The 25603-nt window shown below is 71.8% G+C and carries 15 protein-coding genes and 3 pseudogenes; 5 read left to right on the top strand and 13 right to left on the bottom strand.

All coding sequences use genetic code 11. The annotated features are described in order from the left end of the window. Window positions 1–82 precede the first annotated feature (82 nt). The 4 genes and pseudogenes from ACF088_RS31130 to ACF088_RS31115 form a co-directional block, all read right to left on the bottom strand. The gene (locus ACF088_RS31130) at window positions 83–6424 is read right to left on the bottom strand and encodes an amino acid adenylation domain-containing protein (RefSeq protein WP_392379224.1); all 6342 of its coding nucleotides are present in this window, start codon (window positions 6422–6424) and stop codon (window positions 83–85) included. A gap of 457 nt (window positions 6425–6881) precedes the next feature. Beyond that, window positions 6882–7118, bottom strand: a pseudogene (locus ACF088_RS31125) (IS630 family transposase); the annotation flags it as partial. Window positions 7119–7198: 80 nt separating this feature from the next. Then, entirely contained in the window at window positions 7199–8740 is a 1542-nt protein-coding gene (locus ACF088_RS31120; protein WP_392379223.1) for an AMP-binding protein, read from the bottom strand. A gap of 98 nt (window positions 8741–8838) precedes the next feature. Next, window positions 8839–9027 (bottom strand): hypothetical protein, encoded by a 189-nt coding sequence (locus ACF088_RS31115; protein ID WP_392379222.1) that lies wholly within the window; start codon window positions 9025–9027, stop codon window positions 8839–8841. Here ACF088_RS31115 and ACF088_RS31110 point away from each other — a divergent pair. Continuing rightward, window positions 9025–9244 (top strand): annotated as a pseudogene (locus ACF088_RS31110) (helix-turn-helix transcriptional regulator); the annotation flags it as partial. The gene ACF088_RS31115 and the pseudogene ACF088_RS31110 sit on opposite strands and share 3 nt — an antisense overlap. Before the next feature lie 55 nt (window positions 9245–9299). Here ACF088_RS31110 and ACF088_RS31105 read toward each other — a convergent pair. Continuing rightward, a pseudogene (locus ACF088_RS31105) lies at window positions 9300–9739 on the bottom strand (LysR family transcriptional regulator); the annotation flags it as partial. Window positions 9740–9946: 207 nt separating this feature from the next. Between ACF088_RS31105 and ACF088_RS31100 the strand changes: the two are divergent. Beyond that, window positions 9947–10510: a GNAT family N-acetyltransferase gene (locus tag ACF088_RS31100; RefSeq protein ID WP_392379221.1), complete on the top strand. Its 564-nt coding sequence runs from the start codon at window positions 9947–9949 to the stop codon at window positions 10508–10510. Between the two features lie 53 nt (window positions 10511–10563). Here the strand turns inward: ACF088_RS31100 and ACF088_RS31095 are convergent, their stop codons facing one another. From ACF088_RS31095 to ACF088_RS31065, 7 genes are all read right to left on the bottom strand, one after another. Then, window positions 10564–11847, bottom strand: a complete 1284-nt coding sequence (locus ACF088_RS31095; RefSeq protein WP_392379220.1) for a GNAT family N-acetyltransferase — start codon at window positions 11845–11847, stop codon at window positions 10564–10566. Between the two features lie 61 nt (window positions 11848–11908). Then, the gene (locus ACF088_RS31090; protein ID WP_392379219.1) at window positions 11909–13075 is read right to left on the bottom strand and encodes a winged helix DNA-binding domain-containing protein; all 1167 of its coding nucleotides are present in this window, start codon (window positions 13073–13075) and stop codon (window positions 11909–11911) included. A gap of 181 nt (window positions 13076–13256) precedes the next feature. Beyond that, entirely contained in the window at window positions 13257–14564 is a 1308-nt protein-coding gene (locus ACF088_RS31085) for an XdhC family protein (RefSeq protein ID WP_392379218.1), read from the bottom strand. Window positions 14565–14632: 68 nt separating this feature from the next. Next, the gene (locus tag ACF088_RS31080) at window positions 14633–16090 is read right to left on the bottom strand and encodes an NCS2 family permease (protein ID WP_392379217.1); all 1458 of its coding nucleotides are present in this window, start codon (window positions 16088–16090) and stop codon (window positions 14633–14635) included. Between the two features lie 250 nt (window positions 16091–16340). Next, window positions 16341–18752, bottom strand: a complete 2412-nt coding sequence (locus tag ACF088_RS31075) for a xanthine dehydrogenase family protein molybdopterin-binding subunit (RefSeq protein ID WP_392379216.1) — start codon at window positions 18750–18752, stop codon at window positions 16341–16343. Between the two features lie 5 nt (window positions 18753–18757). Next, the gene (locus ACF088_RS31070) at window positions 18758–19357 is read right to left on the bottom strand and encodes a (2Fe-2S)-binding protein (RefSeq protein WP_392379215.1); all 600 of its coding nucleotides are present in this window, start codon (window positions 19355–19357) and stop codon (window positions 18758–18760) included. Next, window positions 19348–20235 (bottom strand): FAD binding domain-containing protein, encoded by an 888-nt coding sequence (locus ACF088_RS31065; RefSeq protein ID WP_392379214.1) that lies wholly within the window; start codon window positions 20233–20235, stop codon window positions 19348–19350. Before ACF088_RS31065 ends, ACF088_RS31070 begins: the two co-directional genes overlap by 10 nt. A 271-nt stretch (window positions 20236–20506) precedes the next feature. Between ACF088_RS31065 and ACF088_RS31060 the strand changes: the two genes are divergently transcribed. The 3 genes from ACF088_RS31060 (at window position 20507) to ACF088_RS31050 (ending at window position 24828) form a co-directional block, all read left to right on the top strand. Then, a complete protein-coding gene (locus ACF088_RS31060; RefSeq protein ID WP_392379213.1) occupies window positions 20507–22249 on the top strand; it encodes a PucR family transcriptional regulator in 1743 nt (580 codons plus the stop codon). A gap of 346 nt (window positions 22250–22595) precedes the next feature. Further along, the gene (locus ACF088_RS31055; RefSeq protein ID WP_392379212.1) at window positions 22596–23501 is read left to right on the top strand and encodes a hypothetical protein; all 906 of its coding nucleotides are present in this window, start codon (window positions 22596–22598) and stop codon (window positions 23499–23501) included. Between the two features lie 451 nt (window positions 23502–23952). Next, window positions 23953–24828: a hypothetical protein gene (locus tag ACF088_RS31050; RefSeq protein ID WP_392379211.1), complete on the top strand. Its 876-nt coding sequence runs from the start codon at window positions 23953–23955 to the stop codon at window positions 24826–24828. A 39-nt stretch (window positions 24829–24867) separates the two neighbouring features. Here ACF088_RS31050 and ACF088_RS31045 read toward each other — a convergent pair whose 3' ends face one another. Then, window positions 24868–25566, bottom strand: coding sequence for a GntR family transcriptional regulator (locus ACF088_RS31045; RefSeq protein ID WP_392379210.1), 699 nt, complete (start codon window positions 25564–25566; stop codon window positions 24868–24870). Window positions 25567–25603 lie beyond the last annotated feature (37 nt).

The following is a 25603-nucleotide window of genomic DNA, read 5'->3' as shown; positions in this document are numbered from 1 at the left end:
TCAGTCCTGCCTACGTATTGGTCTGGAAGTACTGGTCCGGGCGCCGGCCCGGGTCCCGGTTCTCAGTGGTCCGCAGTGGGTCTCAGTCCTGCGATTCCAGCGGGACGTCGACATCGGCGAGGAGCGCGAGCAGCATGGCTTCCCACTGGTTCCTGATGCGGGTCATCCGGCCGTGGCCGAACCGCCGGGGCTGGTGCTCGAAGACACCGACAAGCCCCTCAGGGGTGTCGTACACCTCAAGCAGCAGGCCGAACTTCGCGGTCCCGTTGAACCCCGGTTCCAGCGGGGTGATGCGCATGCCGTCGAGGCGCGGCGGGGTGCGGGAGTCCAGGTAGGAGAAGGCGATGTCACCGCCCGGCGTGCGGTCGGCGGCGCGCGGCCCGCCCAGCTCGTCCACGATCACGTCGAAGGACACCTCGGAGTGCTCCAGCACCCGCCGCCAATCTTCGTCCACGGCGGCGACGGCCTGTCGTGCGCTCTGGCCCGGCTTCCTCCTCAGCCGCAGTGGTACGTGGTTGATGAAGAGCCCCACGATGTCCGCGACCCGCTGGTCGGCGCGTCCCGCGACCTCGACGCCGATCACCTGCTCTGTGAGGCCCTCGGCGGTGATGGCGAGCGCGAACGCGGCGAGTGTGAGGACGAACGGCGTCACACCCAACTCGGCAGCAGTCAGCCGTAGTTGATCCGACAGCTCGGCGCCCAGCGGCACAGCCCGGCTCTCGTCTGCCCGCGTTGTCCGCCCATTGTCCGACGCCCCGGCGCCGGACGGGAGACCGGCCAGCTCCCGCCGCCAGAAGTCCAGGTGCGGGCGGTGCGCCCCGGCGGCAACGTGTTCGCTTTCCCACCAGGTGTAGTCGGTGAAGGCGAGCTGCGGCGGTGCGAGCTGTGGGCCGCTGCCCTTGGCATGCCGGCGGTAGAGGGCCTCCAGATCCCGCCACAGGACATCGAAGGACCAGCCGTCGACAACCAGGTGGTGCGCGGTGAACAGGAACACCCATTCCTCGTCGCCGATCCGGGCCAGGGCCGTCTCCACCAGGGGGCCATCCAGGTCGAACACCCTGCGTCCCGCCTGTTCCAGGAGCTGGTGTACCGCTGCTGTGCCCGCGCCCCGTAGATCGGTCCGCTGGAGCCGCACCGATGACTCGCCGTCCACCACCAGCTCGGGGTACGCGCCGCCTGTCACCTGGGTGCGCAGGGCATCATGACGGGCAATCAGTGCGTGCAGTGCGGCCTCGAAGGCCACCTCGTCGAGCGGCCCGCGCAGCCGGAATGCCTCCGGGACGGTGTAGGCGGCGGTACCGGGCCACAGCTGTTCCTCGATCCAGATCCGGCGCTGCGCGGCGGACAGCGGCGCCCGGTCGGCGCCGCGCGGCCGCAGGTCGGCGGCGGCGTACTGCGGCGGCTCGCTGCTCTCCGGCTCCGGCAAGGCGGCGGCCAGCTCACGCAGCACCGGGTGGCGCAGGAACAGTGTCAGCGGTGCCCGGACGCCGAGTTCGGCGCGGACCCGCGCGGACAGGGTGGCCACCAGCAGCGAGTGACCGCCCAGGCTGAAGAAGTTGTCCGCAGGACCCACTTGGTCGACGTTCAGCAGCTCCCGCCAGATGCCCGCGAGGGCCAGCTCCCTCGGCCCGTTCAGCGGGGTTGCGGCCTCCTCGCCGGGGGCAGGTCGTGCGCCGGGTCCCGCGTCCCCGGGAGCGGGCAGCGCCTCGCGGTCCAGCTTGCCGTTGACCGTCAGCGGCAGCGCGTCGAGCGTGACGACGGCGGTGGGCACCATATAACCCGGCAGCCGCTCGGCCAGCGTCGCGCGCAGACCCGCATCCGTGCCGTGCGGCAGCTCGGCCCGCACCGCGTAGGCGACGAGGTGCGCGGCCTCCGGGCTGTCCGCCCTGCGGACGACGGCCACCGCCGCGCTCACCCCCGGCTGCTCGCACAGCACACTCTCGATCTCGCCGAGTTCGATGCGGTGGCCGCGTAGCTGGACCTGGAAATCGCTGCGCCCCTGGAAGTCCAGCAGCCCCTCCTCCGTGAACCGTCCCAGGTCGCCCGTGCGGTACATCCGGGCGCCCGGCGGGCCGTAGGGGTCGGGCAGGAATCGGTCAGCCGTCAGCTCAGGCCGGCCCAGGTAGCCCCGGGCGACCGGGTCCCCGGACACATACATCTCACCGACCGTGCCGCGCGGCACGGGCCGCAGGTCATCGTCGAGCACCTGCACCCGGGTGTTGGGGAAGGGGCGACCGATGGGCAGCCGTTCGGTGTCGCAGCGGCCCCTGACGTCGAAGCCCGTCATCTCGACGGTGGTCTCGGTCGGGCCGTACATGTTGCGCAGCTCCCCGCCCAGCAGCTCCTGGCAACGGCGCGCGGTCGCCACCGGCAGGGTCTCGCCGCTGGTCATCACCTGGCGCAGCGTGGGGCAGCGGCCGGGTCCCTCCAGGGTCTCCAGCAGGACGTGGAGCATGCTGGGCACGAAGTGGACGACGGTCACCCGCTCCCGCTCGATCACCTCGACCAGATAGTCGGGGTCGGCATGCCGACCGGACTCCGCGACGACGAGGGTGGCGCCCGTGCTCAGGGCCCAGAACACTTCACGTACGGATACGTCGAAAGAGAGTGGCGACTTCAACAGCAGCCGGTCGTCGGGCGTGAGCTCGAAGGTCTCCTGAAGAGACATCAGATAGTTGACAACACTGTGGTGCTCGACCATCACGCCCTTGGGGCGACCCGTGGAGCCCGAGGTGTAGATGACATACGCCAGGTCATGGGGGCGCGGCGCCGGCTCGGGGGCGGTCGACGGGAGGTGGGCCAGCGCCGCGGGGTCGTCGACGAGAAGGAGGTAGCCGGCCGGGGTGTCCTCCAGGGCGGCGGCCACCTGGCGCTCGGAGAGCAGGACGCGGGCACCGCTGTCGGAGATCAGCCTGGCGATCCGCTCGGGAGGGTTGTCCGGTTCGATGGGTACATAGCCGCCGCCCGCCTTGAGCACTCCATACACAGCGGTCAGCACATCGGCGCTGCGGGAGAGGCAGACGGCGACCGGGGTGTCGGCGCCGACGCCGCGCTCGCGCAGGGCGTGGGCGAGGCGCGAGGAACGCTCGTCGAGCTCCGCATAGCTCAGCCGGGCGCTCTCGCCCGTTGCGGTACGCCAGGTGAGGGCGGTGCGCTCCGGTACGAGGGCCACCTGACGGGCGAACATCCCGGCCAGCGTGAGAGCGCCCGGCAGCGGACGTACCGGGCCTCCGCCCAGCGCCAGTAAGGATTCCAACGCGGAGTCGGTCAGCAAGGGCAGCTGGGCCACAGGGGTGCCGGGCGCGGCGGCCGCGGCGGCCAGCAGGGTCTCCAGTTGCTCCGCCCAGCGGCGCACGGTCGTGTGCTCGAAGACGTCCGTGCTGAACTCGATGCTCAGGGCCATGCCTTCATCGGTCGGCGGACGGAAGGTGAACAGCGCATCGCACTGCGCGGAGCCGTCGTCCGTCTCCAGGGCGCGCACGGCGAGGCCGGCGAGTTCGGGGGTGTCAGGGAAGTCGTCGTACAGCGCAATGACCTGGAAGACGGGGGTGTGCCGCGCGTCGCGCCGCACACCCAGCTTCTCGACGACCCGGGTGAAAGGCGCGGCGGAGTGGTCCATGGCGCCGAGCAGGCTTTCCTCGGCCCGCTCCACCACCGTGGCGAACGGGGTGCCGGGACTGACCGGCCAGCGCAGCGCCACCGAATTGAGGCACAGCCCCACGAGGTCGTCCACTTCGGTGTCGAAGCGCCCGGCGACCGCGCTGCCGATCACCACGTCCTCGTGGCCGCCCGTCCGGTGGAGCAGGGTGCTCAGCCCGGCGAGCAGGACCACGAACGGGGTCGTACGGTGCGCGGCGGCGAGACGGCGCACGGCGTGGGCGCCGTGCGGCCCGAACTCCAGCCGCAGGGTGGCGCCTTGGCCGGTGCGCTGCGCAGGCCGGGGGCGATCCAGCGGCAGCGTCACCTCCCCGGGGATACTGCTGAGTTCGGTGGTGAAGTACTCCAGATGCCGGTCGGTGACACCATTGCGCTCATTGCGGCGCTCGATGTCCATATAGCGCTGGTAGCTGACGGCAGGCTGGCGCGGCGCGGGCTCACCCGCCGTCCGGGCCCGGTAGTGCCTGGCGATGTCCTCCAGCAGCAACTCGGTGGACCAGCCGTCCGCCACGATGTGGTGCAGCACGACGACCAGCAGGTGCTCCTCGGCGCCCAGCGGCACCAGCACGGGGCGGAAGAGCGGTCCCTCCGCGAGGTCGAGGCCGGGTATCTGCTCGCGGACCACGCGCCGCAGCACCTCGTCCGGGTCGCCGCCCGGCTCCAACGGGGCGTGCCGCAGCTGAAGCGCCCCGGCCGGCACCTCGGCGCGCACGGGGGTGCCCGCTCGCTCGGGGAAGCACGATCGCAACGAGTCGTGCCGCTGCACGACCGCGTTGACGGCCCAGCCCAGCGCCTCGGTGTCCAGTGCTCCCGTCAGGTGGAGGGCGAGGGTGACCGCATACTCGGCGGGGGTCTCCGAGATCTGCGCCAGCAGCCACATGCGGTGTTGAGCAGCGGACAGTTCGCCCGCCTCGGTGCTCAGCGTGCCGCTGTCGAGGGCGTCGGGGAGGGCCGGGCGCAGCGAGTCCGCCAGCTGGGCCGGGGTCTGGTGCTCGAAGACCGCGCGGACACCGATCCCGACGCCCAGCGCCGAGCGCAGTTTGGCCACGAGCCGGGTCGCGTGCAGGGAGTTGCCGCCTCTGGCGAAGAAGTTCTCGTGCGGGGCAATACGGGCGCCGCCCAGGACATCGGCCATGGCTTCGAGGACGGTACGCAGGAGACGGTCGGTGTTCTCGGACGCCGTCGACGCCGTGGATTCCTCGTGCCGGCAGGCGAGTTCGGCCAGCGCGCTCCGGTCGATCTTGCCGTTGGGCGACAGCGGCAGCGCGTCCAACGCGATGAGCTGTGCCGGGACGAGGGCGGCGGGCAGCCGCTGCCCGAGAAACCCGCGGAGCTCTTCCGGCTCGGCCGCCGTGCCGGTGAAGAATCCTGTCAGGGCGGCCTGCGCGCCGCTGCCCGCCGCGATGACGGCGGCCATGGCTACCCGCGGATGGGCGTTCATCGCTGCCTCGATCTCACCCGGCTCGATCCGGCGGCCGTGCAGCTTGACCTGGTGATCGATGCGCCCCAGCAACCGCAGCTCGCCGTCGTCCTCCAGACAGCCGAGGTCACCGGTGCGGTAGAGCCTGCTTCCGGGCGGCCCGTACGGGTCGGGTACGAACCGCTGCGCGGTCAGGGCCGGCCGACCGTGGTATCCACGGGTCACGCTGGCCCCACCGAGGTAGACCTCGCCCGTCTCGCCCGCGGACAGCTGCCCCATCTCCTCGTCCAGGACGTATGAAGTGGCACCCGCCATGGGGCGGCCGACAAGCACCTGCGCGTCCGGCCGGTCACGCGGCGCCGTCCACCAGGTGGAGTCGACGGACACCTCGGTCGCCCCATAGAGGTTCACCAGGTCGCACGGGATGCGGTCGTGCACATCGGCCACCAGTGCGGGGTCCAGTGCCTCCCCGCTGACGAAGATCCGGCGCAGGGTGGCGCACTGCCGGGGGTCGAGCCCGTCCACGAACATGCGCAGCAACGAGGGCACCATGTGGAAGGAAGTGATGCCGTGTTCGGCGATCAGCGCGCTCAGATAGTGGGCGTCCGTGTGACTGCCGGAGAGCGGGAGCACGGCGGCGCCGCCGGTCAGCAGCGGGAGGAAGATCTCGTACACGGATACGTCGAAGGAGAGCGAGGTGACCTGGAGCATCCGGTCCCGCGACCCCATCGGAAAGTGCTCCAGCATGCCCAGCAGATAGCTGACGATGCCGCGGTGTTCGACCATCACGCCCTTGGGCAGGCCCGTCGAACCCGAGGTATAGACGATGTAGGCGAGGTGCTCGGGCCGCACCGCCCCCTGGACCGGCGTGACCGGACGGTGCGCGAACCGCCCGGCCTCGCCGTCGACAGGGAGCACCGCGACCCGGCCCGCCCCGTCGCGTAATCCGTCGGGCAGCCGGTCTCTGAGAGCTTCGCGCAGCAGGACGGCCCGTGCCCCGGAGTCGTCCAGCATGTGCTGGATCCGCGCGGCCGGATATGCCGGGTCGATGGGCACGAACGCCCCACCCGCCTTCAGCACGCCGAGCAGCGCGATGACCAGCTCGGGATCGCGCTCCAGCATCACCCCGACGGGCGCCTCCGCCCGCACCCCGAGGGCACGCAGCTCGTGCGCCAGCCGGGTGCTCCGCTCGTCCAGCTCAGCGAAGGTCAGCCGCATGTCGTCATGGACGACGGCGGTCGCCCCGGGCGTCGCGGCGGCCTGCGCAGCAACGAGTTCGTGCAGGGTCGCTTCATTGCCGGCCCCGGTGGCCGATACTTCGACTGTCGGTGCTTTCGACGCAGACATTTGGTGTACGGCATCCATGGCGTCCATACAGGGAGACTCCCGGCATTGGGCTCATCGTGCGGCGGCCGTTCCATGGTGCGGGTGCCGGGGAGCTTTGATCAATTGTTCCTTCGTCGCAGCGCGTAGTGATCCTTGGGACGGTCTGCCGCTCCCTCCTTCGGCGGCAGGACAGCCCCCTCCGACGGGATCAATACCGCTATGCCGATAGGACGACCGGAGGTGCAGCGCGCCTGCACAGCTTGCTTCGCTCAGCTGGATGGATCGCCGGTCTGGCCGATGGCGGTGGGGATGCCGAGTTCGCTGGTAAGTTCCGCAAGGGCGTATGGACGCAACGGCTGTCTGCTATTGCAGTGACAGGGGCCCGCCGGCAGCCAACCTTCGGGGAAGCCGGTGGCAAGCAGCATTACTCACTCGGGTGAGATCTCCCGTCTGCGGCACCGCGGTTCCTCCAGTGACCTTAGTCAGAGATTCGGTGACAGTAGGCGGCGACCCTGTCGAGGATTCCGTCAGCGGTCTTCGACCGGGCGAAGGGGCTGGGGTGCTCGTTCCAGTTGGCGAGCCAAGACCGGATGTCACGTTCGAGGGCCTGGACGGAGCGATGGACGCCGCGCTTGAGCTCCTTCTGTGTGAGTTCGGCGAACCACCGCTCCACCAGGCTCGGCCAGGATGCACTGGTCGGCGTGAAGCGCAGATGAGAATCGCCGGTCACGAACTCCAGCCACATGACAGTCCGTCGCCCACCACCTCGGGCACCCGCCGCCCTACGGGCACCAGTCAGTTGACTCCCCTGTCGAGCCCGGACCAGTACGGCTGGCGGAGCTTGAACTTCTGGACTTTTCCGGTGGCTGTGCGGGGGATGGCATCACGGAACTCAACCGTTGTGGGTGCCTTGTAGCCGGCCATGTGCTGCTTGCAGTGGGCGATGATGTCGGACTCCTGAGCCGTCGCGCCCTCGGCGAGGACAACCAGGGCCTTGATCGTCTCGCCCCACTTCTCGTCCGGCACGCCGATGACGGCGACCTCGGCGACCGCCGGGTGACTGAAGATCGTGTCCTCCACCTCGATCGACGACACATTCTCACCGCCGGTGATGATCACGTCCTTCTTCCGGTCGGAGATCTTCAGGTGGCCGTCGGTGGCGTCGATGGTGCCGCCGTCACCGGTGTGGAACCAGCCTTCCTCAAGGGCTGCCGACGTCTCCTCGGGCTTGCCCCAGTACCCGTCGAGCACCGTATTCGAGCGCGCCAGGACCTCTCCGGACTCAGAGATCTTCAGCTTGACCCCGAGCGCAGGCAGACCTGCGTGGGACAGCTTGCGCGCCCGCTCCTCGGCGGGAAGGTGCGCATCGCCCGACTGGGTCCGGTTGAAGGTGAGGAGTGGCGAGGTCTCGGTGAGGCCGTAGATCTGCATGAACTCCCAGCCCAGCTCCTCCCCCATCCGCTGGATCATCTTGCTCGGGGGCGCGGCACCGGCGCAGATGATCCGCACGCGGTTGCGTCCCGGGATCTCGCCCTCCCACTTCGCCGCAGCGTCGAGCACCATGTTCCAGACAGCCGGCGCGCCACACATGAGGGTGACACCATGCTCGTCGACCCGCCGCAGGATTTCCGCGCCGTCGACCTTGCGCAACACGACCTGCTTGACGCCGAGTCCGGCCATCACATACGGCATTCCCCAGCCGTTGCAGTGGAACATCGGCAGCGTGTGCAGGTAGACGTCACGCTCCCACACCCGGGCGTGCAGGGCGAAGGTCAGGCCGTTGACCCAGATGTTGCGGTGGGTCAGCTGCACGCCCTTGGGCCGGGCCGTGGTGCCCGACGTGAAGTTGATCGTCGCGGTGGCATCCTCGTCCGGATTCGACCACGGGCGCGGAGCAACGCCGAACCGCATGAGCTCGGTCTCGGTCTGCTCGCCCAGGACGAACCGGTGGCGGGTCTTGACGCCGGCCAGTGTGTCTTCCAGTTCCGGGTCGATGAGCAGGACGGAGGACCCGCTCTGCTGTACTGCGTAGTCGACTTCGTCGGGCTTGAGGCGGAAGTTCACCGGTACGCAGATCCGGCCGCTCATCGGCACCGCGAACAGCAGCTCCAGCAGCCGCGCGGAGTTGTGACTGACTACCGCCACCCGCTCGCCCTCGCCGACACCGAGCGCATCAAACCCCGCCTGCCAGGCACGAACCCGCTCACCGAACCGCCCGTACGTCGACTCGGGCACCAGAGGTCCGGGCTGATGCGGCTCGTCGACCACCCCCGGGCCGGCACCGAACCCTAGCTCGGCTCGGTCGAGGAAGTCTGCAATCGTCATCGGTGTCCGCATCGTTCTCTCCTGTACCCGGAACCATCACGCGTGCATGGGGAGTCTTGCACTTGTCGCATGTGTCGGCAGGTGCATCGGCTGCTTCCGCGCCGGCACGGTCAGGTGGTGAGGGCGGGCACCTGCAGGTGAAATGAAATGCCCCCTGTTGACGCCTTGCAGACGTCGCCGGCGCGCCCGATGCAGGTGAGCCGGCCTTCGCTGTCATGGAAGCCGATGTCGCCGAGGCGGCAGCAGCCGTCGGCCAACGCCTTCGCGGTCCGTTCCGGATCGACGCGGTAGCCGGTCATCAGGACGACGCGGCGGTGGCCGCGCAGGGGCTGCGGTCGGTGCTCGCGGTGCCGGTGATCGTCCGGCGCCGGGTGCGCGGGGTGCCGTACGGGGCGCTGCGCCGGCCGGTGCGGCTCGGCGACCGGCTGCTGTCGGCGGCCGTGGAGGCGGCGCGCGAGCTGGAGCAGGCGCTGGTGCTCCAGGACGAGGCGGCGCGGCTGCTGTCGCCGGCCCGGCAGCCGACCGCCGCCGATCCGGCGCGCAGGCGGTCCCGCTCCGCGTCGTGCGGCTCACCGCGGAGGAACGCGGCATCCAGCCCGCCGGACGCCACCCGGTCGAGCCGCTCCCGGGCCGGCGCGGCCACCAGCTCCACCCGGATCTCCGGTGCCAGCCCGGCCAACGCCTCCAGCACGCGGGCCAGATGGGCGCCCAGCCCGGTACTCGTTCCCACCCGCAGGGTGGCGGCGCGACCGGCGGTCAGCTCGGCGACGAGGGCACGGGCGCGCTGCTCGGCGGCGAGCAGCGCCCGCGCCTCCGGCAGAACCGCTCGCCGACGGCGGTCAGCCGTACCTGGCGCGCCGACCGGTCGAACAGCTCGGTCGGCAACTCCCGCTCCAGCCTCCTGATCTGCTGGCTCACCGCCGACTGCACGATGTGCAGCTGCTCCGCGGCCCGCCCGAAATGCAGCTCCTGCGCCACCATGACGAAGTACCGCACCTGCCGCAGCTCCATGCCTCCCCCTTTCCGGCCCGCTCCTGTGGAGCCGGGCCGCTCCCCCGGTCCGGCACCCCCGGCCGTCCATTCCGTGGCTGGTTCATTCCTTGGCTGGTTCATTTCCGTTGCCGGCCCATACCGTTGCCGGCCCATACCGTTGCCGGTCAATTCCGTTGCCGGTCAATTCCGTTGATGTCCGGCCCGTGGCCCGGACATCATCCCCTCATGATCGACGCCACCGCACTCTCCGAGAAACCGGTGCTCACGGGCGACCGGATCCGCCTCACTCCGCTGTCGATACGTCATGCAGCGGCCTTCCACGCGTCCGCCGTCGACCCGGAGATCCGTCGGCTGACCGGCACCCACCACGACTTCACGCTGGAGGAGCTGCAGGCGTGGTGCGCCGGCCGGGCCGACTGCCCGGACCGGCTGGACCTCGCCGTCGAGGACCGCAAGTCGGGCGCGTTCCTGGGCGAACTCGCGCTGAGCGACATCGATGCGCCGAACGCCCGGGGGAGCTTCCGGATCGCCCTGGTCCCGGGCGCCACCGACCGCGGCATCGGCAGCGAGGCGATCCGCCTGCTCCTGGACCACGCCTTCGACCGGGTGGGCCTGCACCGCGTCCAGCTGGAGGTCTACGACTACAACCCGCGCGCCCGGCGGGCGTACGAGAAGTGCGGCTTCGAGGTGGAGGGCCGGATGCGGGAGGCGCTGTTCTGGGACGGTGCGTGGCATGACGTGTTCGTGATGGCGGCGCTGCGGACGCGGCGGACCGGAGGCGCGGGCTGAGCGACGGGCGCGTGCCGCCCCTGGTCGGCCCGCGCCCGCGCCGCGCCCGTCGCTCAGTAGTTCTCCCCGGTGAAGGGCAGCCACTCGGTCTCCAGGGCGGCGTCCAGGCGGCGTACCGCACCCGGGGTGTGCTCGGTGGCCAGACCGGCATGAACGAAGTGCCGCAGCGGGGTGCCACCGAGGTAGCAGGACCCCAACTCCCGTACGTCCAGGGAGATATCGGGCGCCTCTCCGGTGGGTTCCCAGGTGGGTTCCCAGGTGGGTTCCCTGGTGGCGCCGCCGGGGCCTGCGGTCAGCCGGAAGCGGCCCGCGTTGGCGGGCAGGGCGGTGTCGCGCAGATCGAGGACGAGGTCGACGGGGGCCGCCCAGGAGCGGGTGGTCAGCGCGGCGCGGACGTCCACCAGCCGGAGCCACAGGCTGGGTTCCTGGCCGGTGACGCGGACCTGGTCACGGTCGGCGGCGAGGTACAGGAGCGGGTCGTCGGCGGGACGGCCCTGGACCCGTACGGCCGAGGTGAGGTCGATCGAGGTGAGGTAGGCCCACAGGGCGGCGGCGGCCGGTGCGGATTCCGCTTCCAGCTCGCCGACGGAGACCACACCGGGGCTGGCTTCGCCCGGAGCGCGGGTGCGGTAGACCGCATAGCCGCCGGGCTCCTCGCCGGGGGCGCCCAGCACCACGACGCGCGCCGCTCCGAACCCGTCCTGACCGGCGTTCGTACTGGCGCCGTTGAGGTCCAGCGCCCCGGCGCGCCACCAGCTCTCGTCGCGGGTGAAGCGGCCGGCACGCTGCGGCAGGGTCGCGTCGTAGCGCGGCGCGAGCAGGGCGGGCGCCTCGGCCGGGTCGATCAGTCGCAGCGGGCGGCTGTCCGGGGCGAGGCGCAGCGCCAGTGGGCGGGACGCGTCGATCTCGATGCCGTACACCTCGGTGGCGGCGCCGAAGCCGAAGCGGCCGTAGATGGCGCTCTCGGACGCCCACAGGCAGGCCACCGGCCGTCCGTCGGCGGCGCAGCGGCGCCATAGCGCGTCCATCATCGAGGCGAGGACGCCACGGCGCCGGTGCGTGGGCAGCACGGAGATGAAGTCCACTGCGGCGCAAGGGAGTTGGCCGCCCGGTACGGAGAGGGTGCGGCGGTGCGCCCCGGCCAGTCCGGCCAGTTGTCCGCCGTCGTACGCACCGACCCGGAGGCCGTCCCGCAGCAGATCCCGGTGGAAGTTCCGGGTCCTGTCGCCGGGCTTCAGGTGAAAGACGGAGTAGCACAGGTCCAGGGCCCGATCGAGATCGGCCTCGGCGAGGTCCCGGATGTCCGTGGTGGCGCGGGCGGCGGTGTCGGTGGTCACCCGGGGACGCTAACGCCCTGCGCCGGCACCGTCATCCCGTTATGTGCCGCGGCGCGGCTCATCACGTCTCCTTCGCCGCCTTCCACACCCGGCCGTAGCGGATGTCGTACGCGGCCTCCGGGGCCGTCATCCGCAGCACTCCGGCCGCCTCGTCCTCCACGGCTTCGCGCTCCTTGCCGCCGAGCGGGGCGAAGGGCTCGATGGTCAGTGCCGCGGTGTCGCCGACGGTGTCGATACGCCACAGGCCGCGGATGGTGCCGTCGACGAGGAGGACGCGGTAGGCGACATTGCGGTCCCAGGTACGGCCCCGGTACTCGGGCGCGAGGATGCGGGTGCGGTCCGCGTGCGAGAGCGCGGCGTTGTCGAACTCCGGGAGGAAGCGGACCGGCGCCTCGGTGTCCGGGTCCGGCAGCACGGCATCGGGCAGGTCGAAGAGCTCCACCCCGCTCTCGTCGCGGAAGGTGCGCAACTGCGGCCGCAGCGGGTCGACGACCTCGCGCAGCCGGGTCAGTCCGCACCAGGTCTGCATGTCCTTGACGGACGCCGGGCCGAATGCGGCCAGATAGCGCAGGAGGACGGCCGTCAGGGCGCGCCGCGGTTCCTCGTCGGCGGGCGCCGGGCCCGGCACCGGCCCCTTGGCCCCGGCCAGCCAGGTGCCGAGGGTGGTGTGCGCGGCCGGTCCGCTGCGCCCCCACAGGGCCCGCGGAGTGACCTGCACCAGCGGGAGCAGTTGCCGGGCGGCCATCGACAGCGACCGGCCGTCGTGCTGCGGCCACTCGCGCTGGAGCCGCTCACCCAGCGCCTGGAAGGTCAGTGGCCGCTCCTCGACGAGCGTACGGGCCACGGCGGCCAGCCGGTCCAGGTCGACACCGCTGAGCCGCGCGGCGAAGTTGCCGCGCAGGGTGCGGTCGTGCACCTGCTGGTGGAGCGGGCGCAGCAGGTGGGCGTCGCGGGCGCTCAGCAGGTGGATGGTGGAGCGCATCGCCGAGATGCGTACGGCCTGCCGGGTCTCCAGGAGACCGGAGAGCTCCTGCGGCCGGAAGCCGGCCAGCCGGGCGGCGAGGGCGTAATACGGCGGGCGGGGCGCCTGGGCCTGGAGACCGAGCAGCCACTCCACCGCGTCGGGCACCGCCATCCCGCTTCGGCGGAGCAGGAGTTGGCGGTCCAGGGTGGCCCGGCCCAGGGCGCGGGCGGTGAGCACGGGAGCGGTGCGGCGGCGCTGCGTCATGGTGAGGACGGTACGGGTCCCTGCGGACGGAGGCTGTCCGCAAGGACCTGGGGCTCACTCCTGTCCGTTGCCATCCGGCGTGGAACCGGCGGAAGGTACCGGGCCCTTCACGACCCCGCCCCACCGGCGGAGGGCGCCGCGCGCGGCGGCACCCTCCGCCGGGCCGTCGGGCCCCACGCCCTCAGGCCACCGACCCGATCCGCCCCACCGGACGGGCCGTGTCGTGGTGGATGGGGGTGTGCGCACCGGTCAGCGGTACGCCGGTGCCGCCGCGGCGGTTGGCGACGATCTCGGCGGCGATGGACAGCGCGGTCTCCTCGGGGGTGCGGGCGCCGAGGTCCAGGCCGATGGGCGAGCGCAGCCGGTTGAGTTCGAGTTCGGTCAGGCCGGTGTCCCGCAGCCGCTGCAGGCGGTCCAGGTGGGTGCGGCGGGAACCCATCGCGCCGACGTAGGCGACCGGGAGCTTGAGCGCCCGTTCCAGCAGCGGTACGTCGAACTTGGCGTCGTGGGTCAGCACGCACAGCACCGTGCGGGGGTCGAGGTCCTGGGAGTCGAGGTAGCGGTGCGGCCAGTCGACGACGATCTCGTCGGCGTCCGGGAAGCGGGTGCGGGTGGCGAAGACGGGGCGGGCGTCGCAGACCGTGACGTGGTAGTTGAGGAACTTGCCGACCTTGACCAGCGCGGCGGCGAAGTCGATGGCACCGAAGACGATCATGCGGGGCGCGGGGACGGAGGATTCGACGAGGAGGAGGACGGGTGGGCCGCACTGCGCACCGCTCTGCTGCGCGGCGTCTTCGCCCGTAGCGCCTTCGCCCGTAGCGCCTTCGCCCGTAGCGCCTTCGCCCCTGGCGCCTTCCTCGGGAGCCCGGCCCGCCCCGATCTCGACCGTGGTGGTGCGCCCGGCGTCCAGCAGGGCGCGGGTCTGTGCGAGCGCGGTGCGGTCGAGGGCGGGGTGGCCGCCGAGGGTGCCGGTGTGGCTGCCGTCGGGGCGGACCAGCAGGGCACGGCCGAGGAGCCCGGCGGGGCCGTCGATGATCCGGGCGAGGGCCGCCGCCTGCCCCGTGGCGGCGGCGGCCAGTCCGGTGGCGAGCGTGTGGGCGGTGCCGTCCACCGGCTCCCCCGGCGAGCCGTCCACCGGCTCCCCCGGCGCTGGGCCGCCTGCGGGGCGCCAGAGGCCCGTCCGTACCGGCTGGACGAGGATGTCGATGATGCCGCCGCAGGTCAGGCCCACGGCGAAGGCGTCCTCGTCGCTGTAGCCGAAGCGCTCCAGGACCGGCTCGCCGGTCTGCAGCGCCTCCTGGCACAGTTCGTACACCGCCCCCTCCACACATCCGCCGGAGACCGACCCGATCGCCGTGCCGTCACTGTCGACGGCCAGGGCGGCTCCGGGCCGGCGGGGTGCGCTGCCGTGGGTGGCCACCACGGTGGCCACCGCGAAGTCGCGGCCCTGCCCGACCCACCGGTGCAGCTCTTCGGCGATGTCCAGCATGTCGGTCTCCTTACGGACGGATGGGGTCTCCCCGCTCGAGCGAAGCCGAGGTGGGAGAGGGCGGGCGGTTACTTGACGCCCAGCCACTGCTCGATCGGATGGAGCGAGAAGTAGAGGACGAAGATCGCGGTCAGCACCCACATGAAGCCGCCGACCTCGCGCCATTTGCCCTGTGCCGCCTTAATGGCAACGTAGGCGATGACGCCCGCGCCCACACCTGCAGTGATGCTGTAGGTGAACGGCATCAGGACCACGGTCAGGAAGACCGGGATGGACACCGAGCGGTCGCGCCAGTCCACGTGGCCGGCGGCGCTCATCATCATCGAGCCGATGACGACGAGGGCGGCCGAGGCGACCTGGGCCGGTACGAGCTGGGTGACCGGGGTGAAGAACAGGCAGGCCGCGAAGAGCAGGCCGGTGACGACGGACGACAGGCCGGTGCGGGCACCCTCGCCGACACCGCTCGCCGATTCGATGAACACGGTCTGGCCGGAGGCCCCGGCCACCCCGCCGATCGCCCCGCCCGCGCCGTCCACGAACAGCGCCTTGGACAGGCCCGGCATCCGGCCCTTGTCATCGGCCAGCTCGGCCTCGGTGCCGACGCCGATGATGGTGGCCATGGCGTCGAAGAAGCCGGCCAGCACCAGGGTGAAGACGATCATGCCGACACTGAGCGCGCCGATCGAGCCCCAGCCGCCGAACTCGACATGGCCGAAGAGGCCGAAGTCGGGCATCGCGACCGCGCCGCCGCTCAGCTCCGGGGGCGTACCGCCCCAGTCCTTGGCCGTGAGACCGCCGATCCTGGTCACGGCGATGGACAGCACGCTGCCGGCCACGATGCCGATGAGGATCGCGCCGGGCACCTTCCGGGCCTGCAGCATGAAGATCAGCAGCAGGGTGACGCAGAAGAACAGCACCGGCCAGCCGGTCAGCTGCCCGGTCAGGCCGAGGGTGACGGGGCCGCCCTCGCCCTTGCCCACGAACCCGGCTTTCACCAGTCCCAGCAGGGCGACGAACGTACCGATGCCCATGGTGATCGCGTGCTTGAGCGCCAGCGGGATGGCGTTCATGATCATCTCTCGGAGCCCGGTGACCACCAGGAGGCAGATCACCACGCCGTAGACCACGCACATGCCCATGGCCTGCGGCCAGGTCATGTGCGGGACGACCTGGGCGGTCAGCGCGGCGGAGACGTTCAGGCCGGCCGCCAGGGCCAGCGGTACCTTGCCGATGAAGCCCATCAGCAGCGTGGAGAGGGCCGCGGCCAGCGCGGTCGCGGTGACCACACCCGCATGCGCGAGGGTGTTCTTCTCCACGTCCGGGGTCGACAGGATCAGCGGGTTGAGCAGGAGGATGTAGCACATCGCCATGAAGGTGGTGATGCCGCCGCGCACCTCTTGCGCAAGCGTCGATCCTCTGTCGGAGATGTGGAAGTACCGGTCGAGCCAGGACCGGCCGGCGGGCTGGCGCGAGCCGGCGCCCGCGTCTTCCGCCGTGGTCCTCGGCTCGGTGGACTGCTGGGTCATGGTGCCTTACTCCCAAGGTTCACAGGGGCACTCGCCGCGAGGTGCGAGATTTGGGATGAAATTCCGGCTGCACGACCCGGGGGACGGCCCGAGACGAACGGGGGGTACTGGCTCCGCCGGAGCGGAGCAGCGACTGCGTGGTGCGTGGTGCGGGTGGGACTCCGGGCGGTGAGCGGCGGAGGACGGACAGGGACCCCCCTGGCACCCACCGCCCGGAGACCGGTGTCCGGGGTCGCCCCCGGACGGCTTTCTACGTGCCGGTGAGGTGTTCGGGCCGTACCGGCGTCTTGTTGAGCTCCAGCCCGGTCGCGTTCCGGATCGCCGCGAGGACGGCCGGGGTGGACGACAGGGTGGGGGCCTCGCCGATGCCGCGCAGCCCGTACGGGGCGTGCTCGTCGGCGAGTTCGAGCACATCGACCGGGATGGTCGGGGTGTCGAGAATCGTGGGGATGAGGTAGTCCGTGAAGGAGGGGTTGCGCACCTTCGCGGTCTTGGGGTCGACGATGATCTCCTCCATGACCGCCACGCCCAGCCCCTGGGTGGTACCTCCCTGGATCTGGCCGACGACGGACAGCGGGTTGAGCGCCTTGCCGACGTCCTGGGCGACGGCCAGCTCGACGACCTTGACCAGGCCGAGTTCGGTGTCCACCTCGACGACCGCGCGGTGGGCCGCGAAGGAGTACTGGACGTGGCCGTTGCCCTGGCCGGTGTGCAGGTCGAAGGGCTCGGTCGGGCGGTGCCGCCACTCCAGCTCCAGGTCGACCGCCTCGTCCTCCAGCACGTCCGCCAGGTTGGCGAGGACCTCACCGCCGTCGGTGACGACCTTGCCGCCCTCCAGCAGGAGTTCGGCGGTCGCCCACGCCGGGTGGTACGTACCGAACTTGCGCCGGCCGATGTCGAGGACCTGCTCGCGGACGTGCTCACAGGTGTTCTTGACCGCACCGCCGGTGACATAGGTCTGACGGGAGGCGGACGTCGAACCCGCCGAGCCGACCCGGGTGTCGGCCGGCTGGATGGTGACCTGCTGGACCCCCAGCTCCGTACGGGCGATCTGGGCATGGACGGTGACGCCGCCCTGGCCGACCTCCGCCATCGCGGTGTGGACGGTGGCGACCGGCACCCCGCCGACGACCTCCATCCGCACCCGGGCGGTGGAGTAGTCGTCGAAGCCCTCGGAGAAGCCGACGTTCTTGATGCCGACGGCGTAGCCGATACCGCGGACCACGCCCTCGCCGTGGGTGGTGTTGGACAGCCCGCCGGGCAGCGCACGGACATCGGCGCCCGCACCGGCCGTCAGCCACTGCTGCTCCGGCGGGAGCGGCATCGCCTTGACGCGGCGGAGGAGTTCGGCGACCGGGGCCGGGGAGTCGACCGGCTGGCCGGTGGGCATGATCGTGCCCTGCTCCATGGCGTTGAGCTGCCGGAACTCGACCGGGTCCAGGCCCAGCTTCTTGGCGACCTTGTCCATCTGCGCCTCGTAGGCGAAGCACGCCTGGACCGCGCCGAAGCCGCGCATCGCCCCGCAGGGCGGGTTGTTGGAGTAGAGCGCGATGGCCTCGATGTCGACGTCGTCGACCACGTACGGGCCGACGGCGAGCGAGGAGGCGTTGCCGACGACGGCCGGGGAGGCGGACGCATAGGCGCCGCCGTCCAGCACGATGCGGCACTTGAGGTGGGTGAGCTTGCCGTCCTTGGTGGCGCCGTGCTCGTACCAGAGCTTCGCCGGGTGCCGGTGGACGTGTCCGAAGAAGGACTCGAACCGGTTGTAGACGATCTTGACGGGCTTACCGGTGCGCAGCGCCAGGAGGCAGGCGTGGATCTGCATCGACAGGTCCTCGCGGCCGCCGAACGCGCCGCCGACCCCGGAGAGCGTCATCCGCACCTTGTCCTCGGGCAGGCCGAGGACCGGGGCGATCTGGCGCAGGTCGGAGTGCAGCCACTGGGTGGCGACGTACAGGTCGACGCCGCCGTCCTCGCCGGGCACCGCGAGGCCGGACTCCGGGCCGAGGAAGGCCTGGTCCTGCATGCCGAAGACGTACTCGCCGGAGACGATGACATCGGCCTTCTTGGCGGCCTCGTCGGCGTTGCCGCGGATGATCGGCTGGCGATGGACGATGTTCGGGTGCGGGACATGGCCCACGTGGTGGTCGTCGCGGTTCTCGTGGACCAGCGGGGCGCCCTCGGCGGTGGCGGAGGCCTCGTCGGTGACGACCGGCAGCTCGGCGTAGTCGATCTTGATCTTGGCGGCGGCGCGGCGCGCGGTCTCCGGGTGGTCGGCGGCGACCAGCGCGACCGGCTCCCCGTGGTGGCGTACCTTGCCGTGCGCGAGAACCGGCGTGTCCTGGATCTCCAGGCCGTAGTTCTTCACGTCGGTGGGCAGGTCGTCGTAGGTCAGGACGGCGTAGACACCGGGGGTGGCGAGCGCCTCGGTGGTGTCGATGGACCTGATCTCGGCGTGCGCGGTGGTGGAGCGCAGGGTGTGGCCCCACAGCATGTCCTCGTGCCACATGTCCGAGGAGTAGGCGAACTCGCCGGTCACCTTGAGGGTGCCGTCGGGGCGCAGGGTGGACTCACCGATGCCGGCCTTGGTCTTGCCGCCCTGGGTGAGGTTCGTGGGCGTACGGCCCGGAGCCGTCGCGATGCGGGTCTCCTTACCGGCCATGGCGATCAGGCCCCCTGTCCGGCGGTACGGTGCTCGCCGCGGGCGGCCGCCAGCCGGACCGCGTCGAGGATCTTCTCGTAGCCCGTGCAACGGCACAGGTTGCCCGACAGCGCCTCACGGATATCGGCGTCCGACGGGGAGTCGTTGCGCTCCAGCAGCTCGTCGGCGGCGACCAGCAGGCCCGGGGTGCAAAAGCCGCACTGGACCGCGCCGGCGTCGATGAACGCCTGCTGGATCGGGGCGAGTTCGTCCCCCTCGCCGGTCTGCGAATCCGCCGGGCGGGCCTGCCACCGCTGGGCCTGGTCGACGCTCGTACCGCAGGCGCCGGAGGCACAGCCGCCGCCCTCGGCACGCTGCTTGGCGAAGTCCGCCAGGCCCTCGACGGTCACCACCTCGCGGCCCTCGACCTGCCCGGCGGCGACCAGACAGGAGCACACCGGCACACCGTCCAGACGGACCGTACAGGACCCGCATTCGCCCTGCTCACAGGCGTTCTTGGAGCCCGGCAGCCCCATCCGCTCACGGAGGACGTACAGCAGGCTCTCGCCTTCCCAGACGTCGTCGGCCTCCTGCTGGCGGCCGTTGACGGTGAATGTCACGCGCACTGTGCGCTCCTCTCCTTGCCCCGGTAGGACTCCCAGGTCCAGCCGAGGGTGCGGCGCGCCATGATGCCGACCGCGTGTCTGCGGTACTTGGCGCTGCCGCGCACATCGTCGATCGGGTTGCAGGCGCCGGCGGCGAGCTGCGCGAACTGCCGGGCGAGGGACGGCGGGAGGGGCAGGCCCGACTCCCAGAAGCCGCCCTCCTCCAGCGCCGCGGCGAGGAAGTCCTCGGCCGCACGGGCCCGTACGGGGGTGGGGGCGGCGGAGCCGATGCCGGTGCGCACCGTGCGGGTCCCGGGGTGCAGCGCGATACCGAAGGCACAGACCGCGATGACCATGGCGTTGCGGGTGCCGACCTTCGAGAACTGCTGCGGGCCGTCCGCCTTGGGCAGGTGCACCGAACGGATCAGCTCGTCGGGCTCCATGGCGTTGCGCTTGACGCCGGTGTAGAAGTCGTCGATCGGGATCATCCGGCGGCCGCGCACGGATTCCACCTCGACCTCACAGCCGACCGCGAGCAGCGCGGGGTGCGCATCGCCGGCCGGGGAGGCGGTGCCGAGGTTGCCGCCGACGCCGCCGCGGTTGCGGATCTGCGGGGAGGCCACCGTGTGCGAGGCCAGGGCCAGGCCCGGGAGTTCGGCCCGCAGGTTCTCCATGATCCGGGTGTACGGGACGGAGGCACCCAGGCGTACGGTCTTCTCGCCGACCTCCCACTCGCTCAGGTCACCGATGCGGTTCAGGTCGAGCAGGTACTCGGGGCGGCGGTGGTCGAAGTTGATCTCGACCATCACATCCGTGCCGCCCGCGATGGGCACAGCGGTAGGGTGCTCGGCCTTGGCGGCGAGCGCCTCCTCCCAGCTGGCGGGTCGAAGGAAGTCCATCGTTGGCCTCTTCTACGAATTCTACGAAATCGAGTCGTTCGCTACTCATGGTGAGGACGCTGCACTGGCATCGCCACGGAGCCGTTCATGTCTTGTTCACGGAGATGCGTTCAGTGAACGCGCCCGGGAGCCGCCCGGTGCAGTCACCGAAACCATGAAGCGGTTGGCTGGCCACACCACATGTCTTGTAGATTCGAACGAAAGACGAGGCTCCGAAACCTCGCGGTATTCCACCGGCAACACCAGACAGCAAAGAACGGCGGGCGAGGTCATGCGGCTCCGCGCACTCCTGGACACCCCCACCCTGGGCCTTCGGCTGCTCGGGGGCGAGGAAGAGCTGGACCGCACGGTACGCGGCGTGATGACCACCGACCTGCGCGACCCCAGCCGCTACCTCTCCGGCGGCGAACTGGTGCTGACGGGCCTGGCGTGGCGCCGTGAGCCGGACGACTCCGAACGGTTCGTGCGCATCCTGGCCACCGCAGGGGTCGCCGGGCTCGCGGCGGGCGAAGCGGAACTGGGCTCGGTCCCCGACGACCTGGTACAGGCCTGCCTCCGGCACCGGCTGCCGCTGTTCTCCGTCGTCGAGGACGTCTCGTTCGCCTCCATCACCGAGCATGTCGTCCGCCAGGTCTCCAGCGAGCGGGCCGGCGATCTGGCGGCCGTGGTGGACCGCCACCGGCGGCTGATGACGTCGGGCCCCACGGGCGGCGGTCCCGAGGTGGTCCTGGACCTGCTCGGCTCCGACCTGGATCTGCGGGCCTGGGTGCTCTCCCCCACGGGCCGGCAGATCGCGGGCTCCACGCTGGCGGACTCCGGGCCCGAGCTCTCCGGTGAACTGGCCGCCCATCTCGCGGGCGAGCATCTGGCGGCGGCCCGTTCGGGGCGCCGGGGCCCGCATCGCGTCACGATCGAGGGGGGCGCCGCGACCGGGGCCGCTGCGGACGACGTCCGGGGGAAGCCCGATGGGGGGCGGCGGCCGGGCGACGGGCCGACCAGCTCCACCTACTCCCTCTTCCCGATCCGCCACGAGGGCCGTGATCTGCGCCGGACGCTGCTGAGCGACTGGCTGCTGGCCGTCGAGGCGGACGCCGGCGACTGGTCCGACGAGCGCCTCGACCTGCTGCACGGGGTCACCCAGCTGATCGTCGTGGAACGCGACCGGCGCGACTCCGCCCGTACGGTGCGCCGCCGGCTCGCCCAGGAGGTCCTGGAGCTCGTCCAGACCGGCGCACCGCCCGCCGAGATCGCGGCCCGGCTGCGGGTGGCGGCCCCGGTGCTGCTGCCCGGGCTGGGCACCGCACCGCACTGGCAGCTCGTGGTGGCCAGGGTCGAGTGGGCGGACGGCGACGTCCCCGGCGGTCCGGTGGCACAGAGCCTGCTGGAGGAAATGCTGGTCGATCCCGGCACGTTCGGCCCGGAGCCCTCCGACCGCATCGCCGTGGCGCACACCGGCGACGAGGCGGTGGCGCTGGTGCCACTGCCCGTCCCGGACGAGCCCGGCGCCCCCTCGGCGACCGGTCTGCACGCCGATGAGCTGCTGTCCGCCGTCCAGCGGCCGCTGGGCCGCGGCCTGGCGGACGACGGGCGGCTGACGGTCGGGGTGAGCGCCGCGGTCCACTCCGCCGAGGGGCTGCGCGGCGCCCTGGAGGAGGCCCGGCACGCCCGCAGGGTCGCCGCGGCCCGCCCGGGCCGGGTCTGCGCCGCCGGGCACGAGGAGCTGGCCTCGCACGTCCTGCTGCTGCCCTTCGTGCCGGACGACGTCCGGCGGGCCTTCACCGCCCGCCTCCTGGACCCGCTGCGCGACTACGACCGCAAGCACCGCGCCGAGCTGATCCCCACCCTGGAGGCGTTCTTGGACTGCGACGGCTCCTGGACCCGCTGCGCCAACCGCCTCCACCTGCACGTCAACACCCTCCGCTACCGGGTGGGCCGCATCGAGCAGCTGACCGGCCGCGACCTGTCCCGCCTGGAGGACAAGCTCGACTTCTTCCTGGCACTGCGGATGAGCTGACGGCGTCGTCCCGCCTCGCGGCGTCACAGCGTCACGGCGTCACGGCGTCACGAAGCGACTGCCCGCGCCCTGCGGTCTCACGGGCCCCGCCGGTTCGACCCGGCGGGGCCCGATTACGCCATTCGGGGTAACTCGATCGGGCGTCATCGCGCGGCACGTCGTGGTGCCCCGGGTCCGCCGCACGGTGCTGCGATGTGCCCGATCAGGGCCGCGCCCGCGGTCCGGACCGCCCACCCGGGGATTGTGAATTCATTCACCCACCCCCTTGGCCGCACGGCGGAATCCGTGCTGAGATTCGCCCACTGCTTCCAACTTCCAGCTCAATGGCGCGCTCGGGGAGGGCAATGTGGCGGATACCGCCATGTCGGAATCCGCGGATTCCGCGGACCCGGTCAGTTCTGCGGACCCGGTCAGTTCTGTGGTTCCGGTCGGTTCTGTGGTTCCGGTACCACTCGCGGTGCCGGCCCCGGCATCCGCACCGGAGACAGGAGCACTCGGCACGGCCGAGGGGGACGGCCCCCTCGACCGTGCCGTTTGGCGTCTGCGCTCCCGCGGCTGCTGGGACGATGCGGCCGCCCTGCTGGAACCGCACGCCGTCCGTCACGCGCCGTCCGCGCTGCGTCGCGCCGCGCTGCTGGTCGAACGGTGCATGTTCACGGCCACCGGCTGGGCCGGGGCCGAGGACGCGCTGCGCGCCGCCGAGGCGCTGGCGGGCGACGACGACGAGCGGGGCGGCGCGGCCTGCGAACGCGGCCATCTCGCGTACGCCGCCACGGTCCTGGGCGTCCGTGACCGCGCCGACGAGGCACGCTCGGCACTCGGCCGGGCCGCCGCGCTGCTGGCACCCACCGCGGCCGGCCGCCCGCTGCTGGACTTCCGCCGCGGGCTGATGGCCGAGCATGTCGCCGACAGCCCGGACGCGGCACGGGCCGCCTACCGCCGCGCACACGCCGGCGCCACCGCACACGGCGACACCCTGCTGCTGTCCTTCACCTGGCGCCACCTGGCCGGACTCGCGCTGCGCGACGGTGAGTTGGCGGAGGCCCGGCACGGTTTCGCCGAGTCGCTGCGGATCCGCGAGGAGCTGGGCTTTCTGGTCGGCACCGCACCGGCCCTCGTGGCGCTGGCCGACGCCGCCCCGGACGCCGACGCGGACCGGCTGCGCGCCGAGGCGGCCCGGCTCTTCCGCCTCATGGGCGGCGTCCCCACGTGGCTCGCCGACCACCTGTCCGCCGGCGTCACGGCGACCTAGCCGTAGCGCCCTGGCGGATGTCCGCCACGCTCACCGGCGGCGGCCGGCCCTTCACGGAGAGTGGAGGGCCGGCCGCCGCCGGTTCGCCGGCGTTCTCGCCCGCCCCTTCCGCCGCCCGTGCCCCGCTCGCTCCGCCGCCCGTGCCCGCTCGCTCCGGCCGCCGTCAACCCCCCAACACCAGCCATGCCGAACCCGTCGACGATTGGCCGGATCCGGACGGTCCCCGTGGCGGATCGGCCGGGCTGCGATGGTTGCGCGCCCGGACGGTCGTCGACGCGCCGGGCGAACCCTGAGGTGGGACTATGAGCCGAAGGCCCGGGGCAGGGATGTCTCACGACGCCCACAGGCCCCGAGAATGGCCGCAAGTCGCACTGTGAGGCGGCAGCGGGGTATGGATGCTGGTCCGGGACCAGCCGGCCCCACCCACTGGCACAGCCTTTCAGGAGGCCACATGACAGCAGGAGTGACCAACACGACCGCTGCAAGCGACTGGGGCAAGGCAGATTTCGAGGCGATCTACAACTGCCCGGATCCCCGTCGGTACTTCACCACACTGAACCCCCTGGACTACCAGATTCCGCACCACGGCCAAGCGGTGTTCCGTGCCGTGGCCGAGACCCTGCAGCGGCACCGCAGCGACCGTCCGCCGCTGAACGTCGTCGACCTCTGCTGCTCGTACGGGGTCAACGCCGCGCTGCTCAACCACCAGCTGTCCCTCACCGATCTCTACGGCCGCTATGCCGCGAACGGCAAGGCGCTGCCGTCCACGGACCAACTCCTGGAAGAGGACCGCACGTTCTTCGCCACCCGGCGGCGTGCCGAACCCCTCCGGGTGACCGGCATCGACGCGGCGGACCGTGCGGTCGGCTACGCCCGGGCCGTCGGTCTGCTCGACCACGGCTTCGCGGAGAATCTGGAACTCGACGATCCGAGCCCGGAGCTGCGGAAGGTGCTGGCCGGCACCGACCTGATCACCGTCACCGGCGGCGTCGGCTATATCTCCGCCCGTACCTTCGCCCGCCTCTTCGACTGCGTGTCCTCGCCGCCCTGGGTCGCCGCGTTCGTGCTGCGCGAGGTGTCCTACCGGCCGATCTCCGCCCTGCTGGCCCGGGCCGGCCTGGTGACGGAGAGACTCACCACCCGTACGTTCCGTCAGCGGCGGTTCGCCGACGGCAACGAACGGCAGGCGGCGTTCGAGGCGCTGGCCGCCCGCGATCTGTCCACCGCGAACAAGGAAGCCGACGGCTTCTACCACGCCGATCTCTATCTCTCCCGGCCCGCCGCCGATGTCGCGGCGCTGCCGCTGGAGGAGTTGCTGCCCGGCTGAGCCGGCGGCGCTGCCCGGCTGAGCCGCCGGCGGACTCGCTCAGTGCGGGTGGCGCGCCGCCGACACATGCTCACGGGCGATCCGCTCGGCCACCGCGTACTCCTGGGCGACCAGGGCGTCGAGCAGCGCCGTGTGCTCGGAGGCGTCGGCCAGCAGCTCGGCCGTACGCCGCCGGGGGCCGCCGGCCGGCGGCCACTGGGCGCGGCGGAGCAGATCGCCGGTGACCTCGGTGAGCCTGCGGTTGCCGGTGAGCGACATCAGGGCGTCGTGGAAAGCCTGGTCGGCCTCGGCGTAGCCGACCCGGTCACCGCTGGCGGCGGCCGCGACGCCCGCCTCGGCGAGCGGGCGCAGCTCCTCCCAGCGCTCGGGGGGCAGCGCCCGGGCCAGCCGGACGACCGCGGGCACCTCCAGCATCGCCCGGACCTCGGCCAGCTCGGCGAGGTCACGGGGGCTGCGCTCGGCAACCCGGAAACCGCGGTTGGGTACGACCTCGACGGCACCTTCCCCCGCGAGCTGCTGCATGGCCTCCCGGACCGGGGTCGCCGAGACGCCGTAACGCTCGGCGAGCGCGGGCGCGGAGTAGACCTCGCCCGGGGCCAGCTCCCCGCCGACCAGCGCATGGCGCAGCGCGGCCAGCACCTGGCCGCGGACGGAGTGCCGCCGGGGCACGGCGGGACCGGCCTGCGCGGGCACCCACGCGCCCGCGCACGGCTCCTGTTCCGCTGTGCCCTGCTCCATGACGGTTCCTCCTGACGTCTCCAGCACCATAGGCGGC

Origin of the sequence: Streptomyces sp. NPDC015125 (genome assembly GCF_043080045.1) — a bacterium.
In the GTDB taxonomy this organism is placed as follows: domain Bacteria; phylum Actinomycetota; class Actinomycetes; order Streptomycetales; family Streptomycetaceae; genus Streptomyces.
Note: the sequence above shows the minus strand (reverse complement) of the source record. Positions and strands in the feature narration are given on the sequence as shown.